We start from the raw sequence: 17,480 nt of genomic DNA, 5'->3' as shown, positions 1-17,480 counted from the left end.
GAATGGAGAATAAGATGAGACTGTGTGACCGTGACATTGAAGCCTGGCTGGATGATGGCCGCCTGGTGATTACGCCCCGTCCACCTGCCGAGAGGATCAGTGGCGCGACCGTTGATGTTCGTTTGGGAAATCAGTTTCGCGTTTTCCGCGGGCACACGGCGGCTTTCATTGACTTAAGTGGCCCGAAAGATGAAGTCAGCGCGGCGCTGGATCGCGTCATGAGTGATGAAATTAATTTGCCGGAAGGTGAGGCGTTTTTCCTTCATCCGGGAGAATTAGCGCTAGCAGTGACGTTTGAGTCTGTCACACTGCCGGATAATTTGGTGGGCTGGCTGGATGGTCGTTCCTCATTGGCTCGTCTGGGATTGATGGTTCATGTGACCGCACACCGCATCGATCCAGGCTGGCAAGGAAGAATTGTGTTGGAGTTCTATAATTCAGGTAAGTTGCCGCTGGCGTTGCGTCCCGGCATGATGATTGGCGCTCTGAGTTTTGAACCGCTTTCCGGGCCGGCTGCTCGTCCGTACAACCGCCGTCAGGATGCCAAATATAAAGATCAACAAGGTGCGGTAGCGAGCCGGATCGACAAAGACTGATCGTCTGGCGACAGGCCTGTAAGATAAAAGCAGGTGGCCGTGCGTTTCGCAATGAGGATGGCATGAGAAGATTTCTGACGACGCTGGCAATTCTGCTTGTGGTGCTGGTGGCAGGAATGACAGCTTTGGTCATACTGGTTAATCCCAATGACTTCCGCGCCTACATGGTGAAGCAAGTTGAGGAGCGTAGCGGCTATCGTTTGCAATTGGATGGCGATCTGCGTTGGCATGTGTGGCCGCAGCTAAGCATACTCTCTGGTGAGATGTCGTTAAGTGCGCCGGGTTCCAGCACTCCTATTGTCAGCGCTGAGAATATGCGTCTTGATGTGCAACTGTGGCCGCTGCTGTCGCATAAGCTGGCGGTTAAACAGGTGATGCTAAAAGGCGCGATTATTCGCCTGACGCCTGAAAGCGAGGCCAAACAGGCCAACAATGCACCCATTGCCCCTGGAGGATCGCAGACTCCATCCGAAGAACGGCGCTGGCGACTGGATATCGATAAGATAAAAGTTGCTGATAGCTTGTTGATTCTGCAACGCAGTAATAATGAACAGATTAATGTTCGCGATATTAATCTGGCGATGGAGCAGAGCCGCGAGCGTCAGATCAACATCGAATTATCGAGCCGCATCAGTCGCGATCAGCGAGATATCGCCTTTTCTCTTGCTGCTGATGTCGATCTGCTGCATTTCCCGCAGCAGGTTAATGCCAATATCACCAAACTGGACTACCAGCTTCAGGGCGCAGGAATACCGGCGAGCGGAATCACTGGAACGGGGAGTGTTCAGGCGAGCTATCAGCAGCAGCCTGAAAAAATCACGTTTAGCCAGCTTTCACTTAATACCAATAATAGCCAACTGTCGGGGGCGGGCAGCGTGGCGCTGGGGGATATCCCACACTATGAATTGGATTTGTTGTCTGAGAAGCTGGATTTAGATTCTCTGCTGGGGATCGCGTCGGTGAAGGAGAGTAATGCCTCGGTAGTGGCGGCTAAATCATCTGCCCCCGTTATTTCAAATGATAATGGGATAACCAGGCCAGAGGATAGTTTGCAGCAATTCACGGGGCGTCTGTCGCTACAGGCCGCGACGATGATCTACCGTGGACTTGATGTTCGCCAATTTATGCTGCGGGCAGACAATCAGCCAGGGCTGCTGGATGTGACGACCTTGAGTGGTGAACTGGGTGGTGGGCATTTCTCATTGCCCGGTAAAGTTGTGACGAAGGCATCGACTAATATCACGCTACGGCCAGATCTCAAGGAGATTGAGTTATCCCAGTTGATGTCTGCATTTGCGCTACCCGCCGAGATGGCCAGTGGGAAATTGTCGATGACAGGACAGTTCAGCGGCAACAGTTTTACGCTACCTGCGTTGCTCGAACAGTGGCAGGGAACGGCTGCGCTGCAAGCCAACAATGTCCGTATACAGGGTTTGAATATTCAGCAAATGGTGCAGATGGCCGTCGCGCGTAGCAATGGAAATGTGCGAGGACAAGAGCGCTACGAGCGCTATACCGAGCTGCAACAGTTGGCCGGGAAAGTTCAACTGAACGCGGGTAAGCTGCGTCTTACCGATCTCGTTGGTCGTTCAGCGTTGCTGTCGCTAAACGGTGTCGGCCAATTCGATTTGCCCGCACAAACGTGTGATGTCAATTTGAATGTCTCTATCACGCAAGGGTGGCAGGGCGATGAGCAACTGGTCAGTGTCTTGAAGAATACGGCGATCCCGTTACGCATCTACGGCGAGTGGGATAAATTGAATTACCAATTGCAGGTAGATCAACTGCTGCGTAAACGTCTACAGGACGAACTGAAGAAACGCCTGAATGACTGGGCTAATCAAAATCAGCAAAATCAGAAGGGCAAAGACCTCAAGCAACTCCTTGACCGTCTTTAATATCTGAAACATTGCGCTTTAGTCGATTTGCTGATCCCTGTCAGCAAATCGGTGGTGCCTCACTAACGTTTTTTCTTAGTTTGTCATCCTCCTCTCGCTTTGCTTTGTGCTCGGTGTCTCTTTTTTAACTCTGAATGTTAATATTTTCCTCTTTTTTTATTTTCTAAAGCAGTAAACTTCGCTCCCTATTTTCGGTACGGTGTTATTCCGCTGCCGGGGAATTTTCTGTTAGATCATTTATTACTCAGGTATCGAACCCACTATGCTCGAACTTTTGATTGGTGTTGCTGTAACGATTCTGGTCGGTCGCTACATTATAAAAGGGTATTCCGCGACTGGCGTGTTGCTGGTTGGGGGCCTGTTACTATTGGCAATCAGTGCCATGCTGGGGAAAAATGTCTTGCCCGCTAGTGCGAAAGCGACAGGCTGGAGCGCAACGGATATTGTTGAATACGTAAAAATTTTGCTGATGAGCCGCGGTGGCGATCTCGGCATGATGATTATGGTGCTGTGTGGATTTGCCGCTTATATGACGCACATCGGTGCCAATGATGTGGTCGTCAAGCTGGTTTCCCGCCCGCTGAAAATGATCAATTCGCCTTATTTATTGATGATTGCAGCCTATTTTGTCGCTTGCCTCATGTCGCTGGCGGTGTCATCGGCTACCGGGCTGGGGGTGTTGCTGATGGCAACGTTGTTCCCGGTTATGGTGAATGTGGGGATTAGTCGTGGAGCCGCTGCTGCAATCTGTGCTTCCCCTGTGGCGCTGATCCTGTCGCCGACCTCGGGCGATGTCGTACTTGCTGCACAGGCATCGCAGATGAAACTTGTAGATTTTGCCTTTAAGGCCACACTGCCAATCTCCATCATGGCGATTGTGTGTATGGCCGTCGCGCATTTCTTCTGGCAGCGCTATCTGGATAATAAAGCGAATGTCAGCCATGAGATTCTGGACGTCAGCGAGATTAAGACGGACGCCCCGCGTTTCTACGCCATTCTGCCGTTTACGCCGATCATTGGTGTGCTGGTCTTTGACGGCAAATGGGGACCGGAGCTTCACATTATCACCGTACTGGTGATCTGTATGGTACTGGCTGCGGTACTGGAGTTTGTTCGTTCATTTAATGCGCAAAAGGTGTTTGACGGGCTGGATGTGGCTTATCGTGGGATGGCCGATGCCTTCTCTAGCGTTGTCATTCTGCTGGTCGCGGCTGGCGTCTTTGCTCAGGGACTTGGTACTATTGGTTTTATCAGTGGCCTGATTGGCCTTGCGCAGTCATTTGGCAGCGGCGGGTTGGTGATTATGCTGGTGCTGGTCGTCATTACGATGTTGGCTGCAATGACAACCGGTTCGGGCAATGCGCCATTCTATGCGTTTGTTGAACTGATCCCCAAACTGGCGTCGCAAATGGGTATCAATCCTGCCTATCTGGCGATCCCGATGCTTCAAGCTTCCAATTTGGGCCGTACCATTTCTCCGGTATCCGGCGTAGTCGTTGCCGTTGCCGGGATGGCGAAAATATCGCCGTTCGAAGTAGTAAAACGCACATCGATCCCCGTTTTGGTCGGGCTGATTGTCGTGGTGGTGGCTACTGAGATTATGGTGCCTGCCTGATAGCAGAAATTAGATAAACAGCAGCACCTTTGAGCTATGTACTCTAAAGGTGCTGCTTTTGTTGAGCAAAATATCTGTCATGCTTTTAGGTCCTGATTAAAGCTACGAATGATATCCGCACGCTCTTTTTGCAGATGCTGGTACATTGAAAGTGTCGTCATTTCAAATTCCCCCGCTGCGGTTTCCGCATCATAAAGCAGCTTGCCGTTCCTACGATTTTCTTATTGTCTGACAGGATTGCTCGAACATCAATGTATTGCCAGTCGGGGAATAGATACATTATCCCCCAGAGTCCCCTAGTTCATCACACTTCAAAATCAGTCTGTGGCTCGTTGTTCGGCGTGATGCGAACCTCCACGATACGATGGCTTTCCACCGCCAGAATAGTAAACCGATAGCCATCGATGGATAACGTATCGCCCACCTGTGGAACCCGCTGCGCGTGCTCCATTAACAACCCCGCCAACGTATAGTATTCGCGTTTTTCATCCAGCGTCAGCGGGACATACATTGTCAGGTCTTCCAGCGGAATATAGCCATTGACGATCCAACTGCCGTCATCATTTTGCTGGATGCTATGGCGTGCATCCCGTTCTTCCCCTTCGCGCGGCAAGTTGCCCGCAATGGTTTCCATCACGTCGCTTAATGTGACAATCCCTTCCATGGAACCAAATTCATCAACGACAAACGCAAAATGCGTTCTCCCTTCTCTGAATTGCTCTAAAGCTTGCAAAAGAGAAAGTTGCTCAGGGAAGACCAACGGCTGACGAATCAGAATACGCAGGTTAAACGGCTCACGATTTAGCTGCTGCTGGAGTAAATCCGCAACATGCACGATACCCAGCGGCTCGTCAGAAGTTTTACTGTCGGTAACCACCAGTCGGGAATGCTGGTTGCTCGTTAATAGCTTTGCGAGCGCATCTTGCGTAATATCCAACTCAACCGAATCGATATCATGCCGCGATGTCATGATGCTGCTAATGGTTCGCTGTGCCAGCCCCAATACCCGTTTTATCATCCGGCGTTCCTGAAGGTTAAAGACTTCCTGACCTGCTCGGGTATTGTCTGCAATCATCGATGAGGTTTGATTGTCTAGCTCCGCCTCTTCGTGGTTGCCACGCAGAATACGTAAAACCACCTCTGCGGTACGCTGGCGTAGCGGCACCGAAGAAGAAAGGAAACGTCGGCGGTTGAACAGGGAAACCTGATTCAACATCTCAATCAGCACCGAGAAACCTATCGCGGCGTAGAGATAACCTTTGGGAATGTGATAGCCAAATGCATCCGCCACCAGGCTGAAACCAATCATCAGCAGGAAGCTGAGACACAGGATAACGATGGTCGGGTGCTCTGCGACAAAACGAGTCAGCGGTTTGCTGGCTAGCAGCATCAGGAAGATGGCGATGGTCACGGCAGACATCATGACCAGCAGATGATCGGTCATGCCGACGGCGGTGATCACGGAGTCCAGTGAGAATATGGCGTCTAGTACCACGATCTGTGCAACAACGGGCCAGAAACGGGCACCTTTACGCTGAGCGTGCTGATCTTCGTCTTTTCCTTCGAGGCGCTCGTTGAGCTCCATGGTGGCTTTAAAGAGTAGAAACAGCCCACCAACCAGCATGATGACATCACGAGCGCTGAATGTGTGCTCGAGGAATGTAAAGAGTGGGGTAGTCAAAGACACCAGCCACGAAATGGATGTCAGCAGGCCCAGCCGCATAACCAATGCAAGTAACAGACCAACAACTCTGGCTTTATCTCGTTGTTCTTTTGGGAGTTTTTCAGCCAAAATGGCAATGAAGATAAGGTTATCAATGCCTAGAACCAGTTCCAGGACAACCAATGTGGCCAACCCGGCCCATATCGTTGGATCAGCGATCCACTCCATATCTCTTTTTTCACCTTTAAATGAATATAACCCTGATAGCGTATCAGGGCAGACACAGATGAACCAGAATTTGCAGGGATAATCTTTAACGCCGGACGGCTGGTGATAGAACTATGACGTATTTGTGTTCGTTTTTTATACATAAATGATTCTAATTATGCACAAATGATGTTGAAAAATCAGATTGTCGACCCTAAATAAAATTTTATTCTATATAAAAGGGATTTAGGTTGTAACATTTGATCACGCTATGTTTCCGAGCATAGAATAATGCGCCGTTGTTACTCCTCCATATAATCGTATGTTTTATACGGGGGTTACGACGGAAATCGACAGAACCTCTTTTTTAGTCGATTTTTCCTATTTACCTTATGGAGGTTTCGCGATAGTGGATGTTCATAGTCTTATTCTTAAAAAAACCTCACCGACCATCTTGTCCTTGTGTTCCCGTCTGAGTGGTCAATATTATGTTAAGCGTTTAAGCTATGTTTAGTTTTGCCTTTCTTGCCGGGAGTCTGGAATGCCAGATGTGTCAGCGGCTATGCCCCTCTGTTGTCACAAAGGTGTTAGATTTATGATTTATTCTGCCCTTAAAACAAAAAAATCGTAATAAATCCGGCAGTTATGTTGTTAAAATTTAAACGACAGAACAGGGGTCGTCATTTGATAGTGCATTGGTAGCTATAAGCCAAGGGCGGTAGCGTGTCTGATGTCGCATCATTCAACGATAATGATGGTGTAAAAAATGCAAGAACCCATAGTGATATTCCTAAGCGCTTTTGCTGCACTGTTCTTGGCAAGAACAGTGGCAATCAAAGTAGGTTTGGTCGATAAACCCAATGTACGCAAAAAGCATCAAGGCCATATACCGCTTGTTGGTGGGGTTTCGATCTATCTTGCGTTATGGATTTTGTATGCCCTGCAACCCAATTGGTTACCTGATTTTTTTCTTTATATGATTTGTGCCACCGTGCTTTTGATCGTTGGTGTGCTGGATGATCGTTTTGATCTCCCTGTATTACCCCGGGTAGGGTTACAAGCTGTTGTTGCTGGGTTAATGATGTTCGCAGGTCTGTATTTAGAGACATTGGGACATGTTCTTTTCGGGTACGAACTTTCTCTTGGTATTTTTGGCTACACGGTGACATTGTTTGCTGTATGGGGAGCGATTAACGCTTTCAATATGGTTGACGGTATTGACGGCTTGCTGGGGGCGCTATCCTGTGTGACGTTTGGTGCGCTTGCTATGGTGTTCTACTTTGGCGGTCATAATGAATTAGCGCTTTGGAGCGCTTGCCTAGTGGCTGCAACGTTGCCTTACATCCTCCTTAATCTAGGTGTATTGTGGGGGAATAAATTCAAGGTATTCATGGGTGACGCGGGTAGTACATTGATCGGTTTTACGGTTATATGGCTACTGGTTCTGGCGACACAGGGTGAAAATCCGGTGATTCATCCGGTTACGGCACTCTGGTTGATCGCGGTTCCACTCATGGATATGGTGACAATTATGACCCGTCGCATTCGTCGTGGCGATAGTCCGTTTAAGCCCGATCGAGAGCATTTGCACCATATCTTAATGCGTGCGGGTCTGACACCGCATCAGGCATTGGTGATTATTCTTCTTGTTGCGATAATATTTTCCGCTATAGGTATTTTGGGCGAGCGTATTGGCATCGCTGAGTCTATTATGTTTAGCGTTTTTCTTATGGTCTTTTGCGGTTATTTCTGGATGATTAGCCGGATATGGCGTGTGTTGACATGGTTTCGTCGGACAACGAGAGAGCCGAGTACTGGTGTAACGGGTGTCGATAAAAGTGGTACTACACCGTTAAAAAGGTAAATTGCGAGTGTTTTAAACCGTAGACCATGAGTTAATCTAATAATTTATTCTCTATAATGTAGGCTATTTTGTAGGGATTTGCGCAATATTCAATCAAGAGCGATGGCATAGATAGGATGATAAAGCACAAACGAAAATTGATGCCCTTGATGGTGTCGGTAGCGCTGCTTAGTGGCTGTACTTTGGTTCCTGGTTCCCACCTTTCTACTAGCGGTAAAAATGTGGTCGAGCAGCAAGATGCAGATTTCAATATTGACAAGCTTGTCAACGTTTATCCGTTAACGCCTTATTTGGTCGAAAAAATGCGCTCTAGGCCGCTGGTAGCGCAAACTAACCCTGCTTTGGAGAAAGAATTGCAGGGTTATGAATATCGCATCGGCATTGGTGATGTCATCATGGTGACTGTGTGGGATCATCCCGAATTGACAACTCCAGCAGGGACATACCGTACTGCGGCAGATACGGGCAACTGGGTGCATTCCGATGGTACGATTTTTTATCCCTACATCGGAAAGGTTAGCGTTGCAGGCAAAACGGTCACTGAAGTGCGCGATCAGATTATGGGGCGCTTAGCGCAATACATTGAGTCTCCACAGGTTGATGTCAGTATTGCAGCCTTCCGTTCACAGAAAGCCTATGTAACGGGTGAAGTGGCGGCATCTGGGCAGCAGCCAATCACCAACGTACCTCTGACGGTGTTGGATGCCATCAACAAAGCGGGGGGGCTAACGGAAAATGCTGACTGGCGTAATATTGTGTTGACCCACAATGGCAAAGAACAACGCCTCTCTCTTCAGGCGCTGATGCAAAACGGCGACCTTTCACAAAACCATCTGCTTTACCCCGGTGATATCCTCTATATTCCACGTAATGACGATCTGAAAGTCTTCGTTATGGGGGAGGTCAAAAAACAAAGTACCCTCAAAATGGATCGCAGTGGCATGACGCTGACCGAAGCGTTAGGCAATGCTGAAGGAATGGATCAAACCTTTTCTGATGCCACAGGGATCTTTGTAATCCGTTCATTACGTGGCACGCAAGGCCCGAAACTGGCAGACATCTATCAGCTTAATGCCAAAGATGCCACGGCGATGGTGATGGGAACAGAGTTTCAGCTACAACCTTATGACATTGTTTATGTTACTACTGCACCGATTGTTCGCTGGAATCGTGTCATCGGCCAACTGGTTCCGACCATTTCCGGTTTTAACGAATTAACCGAAGGAACGTTGCGTGTTCGTAACTGGCCATAGAGATCGTTATGTTTGATTCAATTTTGGTGGTTTGTGTGGGTAATATCTGTCGTTCTCCAACTGGAGAACGACTGTTGAAGCGGGCTTTGCCAACGAAAAAAATCGCTTCTGCTGGATTAGGGGCTTTAGTAGGAAAGCCCGCCGATGGAATGGCAACTGAGGTGGCAAGTGAGCATCATCTTTCTCTTGAAGGGCATGAGGCACAACAGTTAACCTCAGCTTTATGCCGCCAGTACGATCTGATTCTGGTGATGGAGAAGGGGCATATTGACGGAGTAAGTCGTATCGCGCCAGAGGTGCGAGGTAAAACCATGCTATTTGGTCACTGGCTGAATCAGCAGGAAATTGCCGATCCCTATCGTAAGAGCCGCGAAGCATTTGAATTCGTTTACTCACAACTTGAGCAGTCTGCGCAAAAATGGGCGCAGGCGTTGAATCGTTAATCGTCAGAGAATCCGATGACAGAGAAAACTTCAGTAAAAGTATCTGAAACCAGTTCAGATGAGATCGATTTAGGACGTTTATTAGGAACATTGCTGGATAACCGCTGGTTGATCATTGGTGTGACGGCGGTGTTTACCTTACTGGGTATTATGTATGCGATGTTAGCCACGCCGGTTTATAAAGCCGATGCGCTGATTCAGGTAGAGCAAAGCTCAGGTAATTCGCTATTAAATGATATTTCCAGCATGTTGCCAGATGCCAAACCGCAATCAGCAGCGGAAATTGAACTGATCAAATCCCGTATGGTGGTCGGAAAAACGGTGAGCGATCTGGCATTGGATATCAGTGTTCAGCAAAAATATTTCCCGCTAGTGGGTAAAGGCATTGCGCGATTATCGGGCAATGAGCCGGGAAAGATCGCTGCATCCCGGCTTGATGTACCGGCGTCCTGGCAAGATGAAGTATTATCACTCGAAGTGTTACCTAATCAAGAATATGCCGTCGAAGCGGGTGATTCTGTGAAGTTCACTGGGAGAGTCGGTCAGCTAGAGAATCATAATGGTATTACTTTATTAGTCAGTGATATTGTTGCTGAACCGGGCACTATCTTTCGTATTCAAAGGCTGAATCAATTAACTGCGATTAATAATTTACTGGATGATTTCAGCGTAGCAGATAAAGGCAAAGATACGGGAGTGCTGGCACTGAGTCTGGAGGGTGAAGATCCGGTGCTTACTACTAAAATATTAAGTAGCATCAGCCAAAATTATCTGCAACAGAACGTTGAACGTAAGTCTGAAGAAGCAGGCAAGAGCTTAGAGTTCTTAAAAGAGCAATTGCCGAATGTACGTAATTCCCTCAATGAAGCGGAAAATAAACTTAATCAATTCCGGCAACAAAACGAGTCCGTCGATCTTTCCTTAGAAGCGAAAGCTGTATTGGATACTACAGTTGCGGTTGAAGCGCAGTTGAATGAACTGACCTTTAAAGAAGCGGAAATTTCGAAACTGTATACCCGTGAACACCCTGCCTATCGTGCGTTAATGGAAAAGCGTAAAACGCTGGAACAGGAGCGGGATAAGCTCAATAAACGTGTGGGGGCAATGCCAAAAACCCAGCAGGAGATTCTGCGCTTAACACGGGATGTGCAGGCTGGGCAGGAAGTGTATATGCAACTGCTGAACAAACAGCAGGAGCTCAGTATTAACAAAGCCAGTACGGTCGGTAACGTCCGAATTGTTGACAATGCAGTGATTCAGCCAAGGCCAGTAAAACCGAAAAAGTCATTGATTGTACTACTGGCAATGATTCTGGGTGGGATGGTATCAACGGCTTTTGTGGTGTTGAAAACGTTGTTACACAAAGGTATAGAAAGTCCGGAACAGTTGGAAGAGTTGGGAATAAACGTCTATGCCAGCGTGCCTCTTTCTGAATGGCAACAGAAGAAAGACCGAGCATTGTTGGGTAAAAAGAATAAGAAAAGTAATATTCGTGCAACGGATTTGTTGGCTGTAGGCAATCCAGCAGACCTAGCGATTGAAGCCATTAGAAGCCTACGCACCAGTCTCCACTTCGCCATGATGGAAGCAAAAAACAATGTGCTCATGATATCTGGAGCCAGCCCGGCGATAGGTAAGACGTTCGTCAGTGCTAACCTGGGTGCGGTTATTGCGCAATCAGGACAGCGTGTATTGATTGTTGACTGTGATATGCGTAAAGGATATGCCCATGAATTGATGGGAACCCATGGCACTGATGGTTTATCGGATATTTTATCTGGTCAGTGTGGTACAGAAAAAAGTGTGCGCAAAACCGCAGTGGAAAATATGGACTTTATTCCTCGCGGTCAGGTTCCACCGAACCCTTCTGAATTATTAATGCACAGTCGTTTTATTGAGTTTTTGAAATGGGCTGGGGAACACTATGATCTGGTGTTGTTAGATACGCCACCGATTCTTGCCGTGACCGATGCTGCCATCATTAGCCGCCACGCCGGAACATCTTTGCTAGTTGCGCGTTTTGAGATGAATACGGTAAAAGAAATTGAAGTCAGTATTCGACGCTTTGAACAGAATGGTGCAGAAGTTAAAGGTGTAATCCTTAACGCAATTGTTAAGCGAGCTGCTAGTTATTATGGGTATGGTAATTATCATTATTATACTTATGATTATAAGTCAGATGATAAGGGAAAATAATACACTTTCATGAAATAACAGCGATTGTTCTCTCTAAATCAGTCGCTGTTTAATTTTATTTTTTAATTATTCAGGCAATATGGAATTATATTGTGATAATATCAAATCATAAATTAACTAACGTCTATTCTATATATTGCTATGTGATGGCGTAATATACTCTTGATATAGAACACCCTCCCTCTTTATTTAACTAATTATTAATAGTGAAATGTAAAAATGTTAAAAGATAAAACAATTCTTGTAACCGGTGGTACAGGATCATTCGGTAATACTTTTGTTCCAATGACATTGGAAAAATATAATCCTAAAAAAATTATCATTTTTTCTCGTGATGAAATGAAACAATGGGATATGGCAAAAAAGTATAAAGATGATCCTCGTATTCGCTTTTTTATTGGTGATGTTCGGGATAAGGATCGTCTCTATCGTGCTTTGGATGGGGTTGACTATGTTGTGCATGCTGCAGCAACTAAAATTGTTCCTACTGCGGAATATAATCCCTTTGAATGCGTAAAAACAAATGTAATGGGAGCAATGAATCTAATCGATGCTTGCATTGATAAAGGTGTTAAACGTGTAGTCGCGCTGTCAACTGACAAAGCAAGTAGCCCAATCAACTTATATGGTGCAACTAAATTAGCATCAGATAAATTATTTGTGGCTGGTAATGCGTATTCCGGTGAGCACGGTACGAAATTTTCTGTTGTTCGCTATGGTAACGTCATGGGTTCCAGAGGTTCTGTCATCCCATTCTTTATGTCTATCAAGGACACAGGCATTTTACCTATAACTGACGATCGTATGACTCGTTTTATGATTTCGTTAGAGCAAGGTGTTGAGCTTGTATGGCATGCCTTTGAAGATATGGTCGGTGGTGAAATTTATGTGAAGAAAATACCGTCAATGAAAGTAACCGATCTCGCTTCAACTATTGCACCAGAAGCTAAGCAAGAGATCATTGGTATTCGCCCTGGTGAAAAGCTGCATGAACAGATGATTAGTGCAGAAGATGCGTATTACACCTATGAGTACACAGAACATTTTAAAATATTACCTGTGATTAATGCTTGGAGTGAATCTCCCGAGCGTATTAAAGATGGGAAGCGAGTGCCTGAAGGCTTTGTTTATTCCAGTGATAACAACACTGAATGGATGAACAAGGCTGACTTGCAAGTTTGGGTTAAGCAGAATCTGCATAAAATCGGGAGTATTTAATATGATTCCCTACGGCAGACAGGATATTAATCAGGCAGATATTGATGAGGTTATCTCTGTTTTGAAGTCGGATTTTCTAACGCAAGGTCCTTATGTTCCTGCTTTTGAGAAAAGAGTAGCAGATTATTGTGAAGTGAAACACGCCTTAGCAGTGAATAGCGCAACATCGGCCTTACATATAGCTTGCCTTGCCTTAGGGCTTGGCAAAGGTGATTGGCTATGGACGACACCAATCACCTTTGTTGCTTCATCGAACTGTGCTTTGTATTGTGAAGCTCAGGTCGATTTTATCGATATTAACGCTGAAACATATAATATTGATATTGATAAGTTAGAGTGGAAATTAGTAATAGCTGAAAAAGAACAACGACTGCCTAAAATAATTGTTCCTGTTCATTTATGTGGATTGTCTTGTGATGTAGAGAGAATCCATCAATTAGCACAGAAATATGGTTTCAAAATTATTGAGGATGCGTCACATGCGATTGGTGGCCGCTATTTAGATCGTCCAATAGGCTCATGTCAATATAGCGATATTACCGTATTTAGTTTCCATCCAGTTAAAATTATTACTACTGCAGAAGGAGGGATGGCACTAACTAACAATGGTGTATTAGCTGACAAAATGGCTTTATTACGCAGCCATGGTATTACTCGTGATGTTGAAAAAATGACGCATGAACCTGATGGATCGTGGTACTACCAGCAAATTGATTTAGGCTTCAATTATAGAATGACAGAACTGCAAGCTGCGTTAGGCGTATCACAGATGGATCGTTTGGATCAGTTTGTCGCTAAACGCCATCAAATTGCAAAGCGATATGATAAAATTTTGTCTAACTTACCTGTGTATACTCCGAAATACCACACAGATAAAGCCTATTCTGGTTTACACCTATATGCTATTCGGTTGAATCTTAATGCAATCACGACTACGCACAAATCGGTTTTTGATTATCTGCGCAAGAACGATATTGGTGTAAACTTGCACTATATCCCTGTACATACTCAACCTTACTATCAGAATATGGGCTTCAGGCAAGGCGATTTTCCTGAAGCCGAGCGTTACTATCGTGAAGCGATTAGTCTGCCAATGTTTCCATCATTAACCGAAGATGATCAACAACGAGTTGTTGATGTTTTAAGTCAGGCATTAGCTCAATGAAAGTAGCAATTATTCCTGCTCGTGGTGGCAGTAAACGCATTCCCCGCAAAAATATTAAGCTGTTTTGCGGCAAGCCGATGATTGTTTGGTCAATTGAGCAAGCAAGGGCCTCAGAGTGTTTTGATAATATAATTGTTTCAACAGATGACCACGAAATTGCTGATATCGCTTGTCAATATGGAGCAGAGGTCCCCTTCATGCGTCCTGATGAGTTATCAAATGATTACGCAACGACAGGTCAGGTAATGAGCCATGCAGTTGCATGGCTACAGCGGGAGTCTGTCGTTCAGGACGCTTGTTGCATTTATGCAACAGCGCCTTTTTTGTCTGCTGAAGATATCCGCTATGGTTACCAGAAATTCAAAGAAACACAGTCTGATTATGTCTTTTCTGTCACAAGTTATGCTTTTCCAATACAGCGTGCTCTAAAGAAAAGTTCAAACGGTCGTGTCAGTATGTTTCAACCAGCAGAGTTTCAAACGCGTTCGCAGGATTTGGAAGAAGCTTTCCATGACGCGGGTCAGTTTTATTGGGGGAAACCAAAGGCATGGCAAGAAGAAAGACCGATCTTCAATAGCGACTCGACCGCGGTTGTCCTTCCACGTCATCGTGTTCAGGATATTGATACACAAGAGGATTGGGATAGAGCTGAATTAATGTTTCAAGTATTACGGCAAAACAGTAATCATGGCTAAATATCTTTTTCGCGCAGATGCATCTATAGATATCGGCAGTGGCCATGTAATGCGCTGTATTACATTAGCGAATGAACTACGTCGTTCAGGCCATGATGTTTATTTTATTTGTCGTGAGCTTTCGGGGCACTTGGGTGGGGTTTTAGAGAGGAATAATATCCCTTATTCTTTTCTGAATATGCCACCAGCGAATTCTGAGAAAGGTATTCAAGAACCTATTTACGCTCATAGTGCCTGGCTAACGGTTAGCCAGGAAGTGGATTTTTTGCAAAGCAGGATTGTTATTGAAGACTATCGACCGGACTGGATTGTAATTGATCATTATGCATTGTCCGACATTTGGCAAAAGCAGGCTGCTACATATGGTGCAAAAATTTGCGTGATCGATGATTTAGCAGACAGACCACATTATACTCACCTTCTTATTGACCAGAATGTTGGTCGAATTGCGAATGACTACCGTGGTTTAGTTCCTGAATGTTGTCAGTTGCTCATAGGGCCACAATATGCTCTTTTACGTCCTGAGTTTAAAGTATGGCGTACATTTAGTCTAAAAAAACGAGAAGGTATCTGTAACGTCCGAAGTATTCTAATTAATCTAGGTGGAGTGGATAAAGATAATATTACAGAAAATATATTATCAGCATTAGCTAGTGTAGACTCTTTAGATAAAACAGTAAATATTATTGTTATTATGGGGAAAACTGCACCTCACTTAAATCGGGTTATCGAAAAATCTGCACAAATGCCTTATGAAACACAAGTATTACATAGCGTTGATAATATGGCTGAATTAATGTCTAATTCAGATTTGGCCATCGGGGCTGCAGGCAGCACTTCTTGGGAACGTTGCTGTTTAGGATTACCAACGATCCTTATTGTGTTAGCGGAGAATCAAAAAAATATCGCTGAAAGTTTGGTTGAACTAGGTGCTGCTGCTGCGATAGAAAAAGATGGGGATCGAATTAGCGAATGTTTAATTACATTAAACTCGGAAAGTCTTTCTTATATGAGCCAAAAAGCAAGCGTTTTGGTTGATGGCTTTGGCGTTGAAAGAGTAATAAGTCATTTTTGATTGACTCTTGGAATGTTTTTTATGAAGAAGATTGATTCGCTCAGTGAGCTTCGTCCTGTAACTGAAAGTGATGCAGAAATTGTTTGGCGATGGAGGAATCATCCTGAAATTAAAAGGTGGATGTTCAATCAGAATGAAATTGAATTAGAAGATCATAAAAAATGGCTTTTCAATCAGCTAAAAAAAACTGATCGGTTTTTTTTTATCTACGTACATAATGGCATTGAATGTGGTCTTGTTAATTTTAATAAGCTAAATAATGCAAATGTATGGGAATGGGGTTTTTATACATCTCCAGACAGCCCTAAAGGAATAGGTCGGCACTTAGGAGAGTGCGCTATACAATATGCATTTTATACCATAGGCGTTGAAAAATTGTTTGGTGAAGTGTTGGAGTATAATTTTCGTTCTATTAAATTTCATGAGAATCTAGGGTTCAATAAAGAAGGCTGTTTACGGAGACACTGCTTAATAAACAATCAATTTTATGATGTTTTACTTTTTGGTTTGCTAAAAAAAGAGTATATAAGGAATTGAATAATGAAAGATATTAAAATTGATGGAAGAATTATTGGTGAAAATGAACCACCTTTTATTATTGCAGAAATGTCAGCGAACCATAATGGAAAAATAGAAACGGCATTTAAAATTATTGAAGAGGCAAAGAAAGCTGGAGCAGATGCGGTAAAGTTACAAACCTATACGGCTGACACTATTACATTAAATGCTTCCGGGCCAGAATTTACGATTAACGGTGGATTATGGCATGGCAGAACGTTGTATGATTTATATCAGGAAGCACACATGCCATGGAAATGGCATAAGCCGCTTTTTGAATTTGCCAAGGCACAAGACATTACTATCTTTAGTTCACCATTTGATTTTAGTGCTGTTGATTTATTAGAAAGCTTGGATGCTCCAGCTTATAAAATAGCGTCTTTTGAAGCAGTTGATTTACCCTTGATAAAGTATGTCGCTCAAACTGGCAAACCTATGATTATCTCAACGGGGATGGCTGATGCAGAAGAAATTCAGGAAGCTGTTGATGCTGCAAGAGCTAATGGTTGCAAGCAACTTGCCGTATTGCATTGCGTAAGTGGTTATCCTGCACCGGCAGAAGATTATAACCTCAGAACGCTTCCAGACATGGCACAACGATTTAATGTATTGACTGGATTATCGGATCATACATTGGATAATACGACAGCCATTGCAAGCGTGGTATTGGGGGCTAGAATTATTGAGAAGCATTTCACGTTGGATCGCAATGGTGGTGGTCCTGATGATAGTTTCTCACTAGAACCTGCCGGTTTAAGAGAACTGTGCCAAGGTGCCAAAACTGCATGGCAAGCGCTGGGTAGTGTTAATTATGCTCGAAAATCCAGTGAGCAGGGAAATGTGCAGTTTAGGCGTTCACTTTACTTTGTTAAAGATATGAAAGCTGGTCAGATTATTGATGAGAGCTGTATTCGAAGCGTAAGACCCGGCTTTGGGCTAGCGCCAAAATATTGGGATTGGTTGATTGGTAAAAAGGTGATAACAGATATTGAGGCTAATACAATAACATCTTTATCTGTAATAGATATCTAATC

14 protein-coding genes are annotated in these 17,480 nt (G+C 44.8%); 13 read left to right on the top strand and 1 reads right to left on the bottom strand.

Annotated elements, in window-relative coordinates:
* The first annotated feature begins 14 nt into the window (after positions 1 to 14).
* The 3 genes from dcd (at position 15) to dcuC (ending at position 4,109) form a co-directional block, all read left to right on the top strand.
* Entirely contained in the window at positions 15 to 596 is a 582-nt protein-coding gene (dcd, locus tag OI69_RS03360) for a dCTP deaminase (protein WP_039346111.1), read from the top strand.
* A gap of 62 nt (positions 597 to 658) precedes the next feature.
* The gene (gene asmA / locus OI69_RS03355; RefSeq protein ID WP_039346109.1) at positions 659 to 2,494 is read left to right on the top strand and encodes an outer membrane assembly protein AsmA; all 1,836 of its coding nucleotides are present in this window, start codon (positions 659 to 661) and stop codon (positions 2,492 to 2,494) included.
* Between the two features lie 262 nt (positions 2,495 to 2,756).
* The gene (gene dcuC, locus OI69_RS03350; protein ID WP_039346108.1) at positions 2,757 to 4,109 is read left to right on the top strand and encodes an anaerobic C4-dicarboxylate transporter DcuC; all 1,353 of its coding nucleotides are present in this window, start codon (positions 2,757 to 2,759) and stop codon (positions 4,107 to 4,109) included.
* 304 nt (positions 4,110 to 4,413) lie between these two features.
* Here dcuC and OI69_RS03345 read toward each other — a convergent pair whose 3' ends face one another.
* Entirely contained in the window at positions 4,414 to 6,000 is a 1,587-nt protein-coding gene (locus tag OI69_RS03345; protein WP_039346107.1) for a TerC family protein, read from the bottom strand.
* 745 nt (positions 6,001 to 6,745) lie between these two features.
* Here OI69_RS03345 and wecA point away from each other — a divergent pair.
* The 10 genes from wecA (at position 6,746) to pseI (ending at position 17,478) form a co-directional block, all read left to right on the top strand.
* Positions 6,746 to 7,843: a UDP-N-acetylglucosamine--undecaprenyl-phosphate N-acetylglucosaminephosphotransferase gene (gene wecA, locus OI69_RS03340; protein WP_052198293.1), complete on the top strand. Its 1,098-nt coding sequence runs from the start codon at positions 6,746 to 6,748 to the stop codon at positions 7,841 to 7,843.
* A 116-nt stretch (positions 7,844 to 7,959) separates the two neighbouring features.
* Positions 7,960 to 9,096: a polysaccharide export protein gene (locus OI69_RS03335; RefSeq protein ID WP_039346106.1), complete on the top strand. Its 1,137-nt coding sequence runs from the start codon at positions 7,960 to 7,962 to the stop codon at positions 9,094 to 9,096.
* 8 nt (positions 9,097 to 9,104) lie between these two features.
* Complete coding sequence (locus OI69_RS03330; protein ID WP_039346105.1) at positions 9,105 to 9,539, top strand: arsenate reductase/protein-tyrosine-phosphatase family protein; 435 nt, start codon at positions 9,105 to 9,107, stop codon at positions 9,537 to 9,539.
* 15 nt (positions 9,540 to 9,554) lie between these two features.
* Entirely contained in the window at positions 9,555 to 11,735 is a 2,181-nt protein-coding gene (gene wzc / locus OI69_RS03325) for a tyrosine-protein kinase Wzc (RefSeq protein WP_039346104.1), read from the top strand.
* Between the two features lie 219 nt (positions 11,736 to 11,954).
* Entirely contained in the window at positions 11,955 to 12,953 is a 999-nt protein-coding gene (gene pseB / locus OI69_RS03320; protein ID WP_039346103.1) for a UDP-N-acetylglucosamine 4,6-dehydratase (inverting), read from the top strand.
* Between the two features lies 1 nt (position 12,954).
* Positions 12,955 to 14,118, top strand: coding sequence for a UDP-4-amino-4,6-dideoxy-N-acetyl-beta-L-altrosamine transaminase (pseC, locus tag OI69_RS03315; RefSeq protein WP_039346102.1), 1,164 nt, complete (start codon positions 12,955 to 12,957; stop codon positions 14,116 to 14,118).
* Entirely contained in the window at positions 14,115 to 14,813 is a 699-nt protein-coding gene (pseF, locus tag OI69_RS03310; RefSeq protein ID WP_039346101.1) for a pseudaminic acid cytidylyltransferase, read from the top strand. The genes pseC and pseF overlap by 4 nt, the downstream gene beginning before the upstream one ends.
* A complete protein-coding gene (pseG, locus tag OI69_RS03305) occupies positions 14,806 to 15,888 on the top strand; it encodes a UDP-2,4-diacetamido-2,4,6-trideoxy-beta-L-altropyranose hydrolase (protein ID WP_039346100.1) in 1,083 nt (360 codons plus the stop codon). Before pseF ends, pseG begins: the two co-directional genes overlap by 8 nt.
* Positions 15,889 to 15,909: 21 nt before the next feature.
* Entirely contained in the window at positions 15,910 to 16,425 is a 516-nt protein-coding gene (gene pseH, locus OI69_RS03300; protein ID WP_039346095.1) for a UDP-4-amino-4,6-dideoxy-N-acetyl-beta-L-altrosamine N-acetyltransferase, read from the top strand.
* Between the two features lie 3 nt (positions 16,426 to 16,428).
* Positions 16,429 to 17,478: a pseudaminic acid synthase gene (gene pseI / locus OI69_RS03295; RefSeq protein ID WP_200886895.1), complete on the top strand. Its 1,050-nt coding sequence runs from the start codon at positions 16,429 to 16,431 to the stop codon at positions 17,476 to 17,478.
* Positions 17,479 to 17,480: the final 2 nt, after the last annotated feature.

The sequence above is a fragment of the Pectobacterium fontis genome (genome assembly GCF_000803215.1).
Taxonomy (GTDB): Bacteria; Pseudomonadota; Gammaproteobacteria; order Enterobacterales; family Enterobacteriaceae; genus Pectobacterium; species Pectobacterium fontis.
The sequence above is the reverse complement of the archived record's forward strand: the minus strand, read 5'-3'. Positions and strand labels throughout refer to the sequence as shown.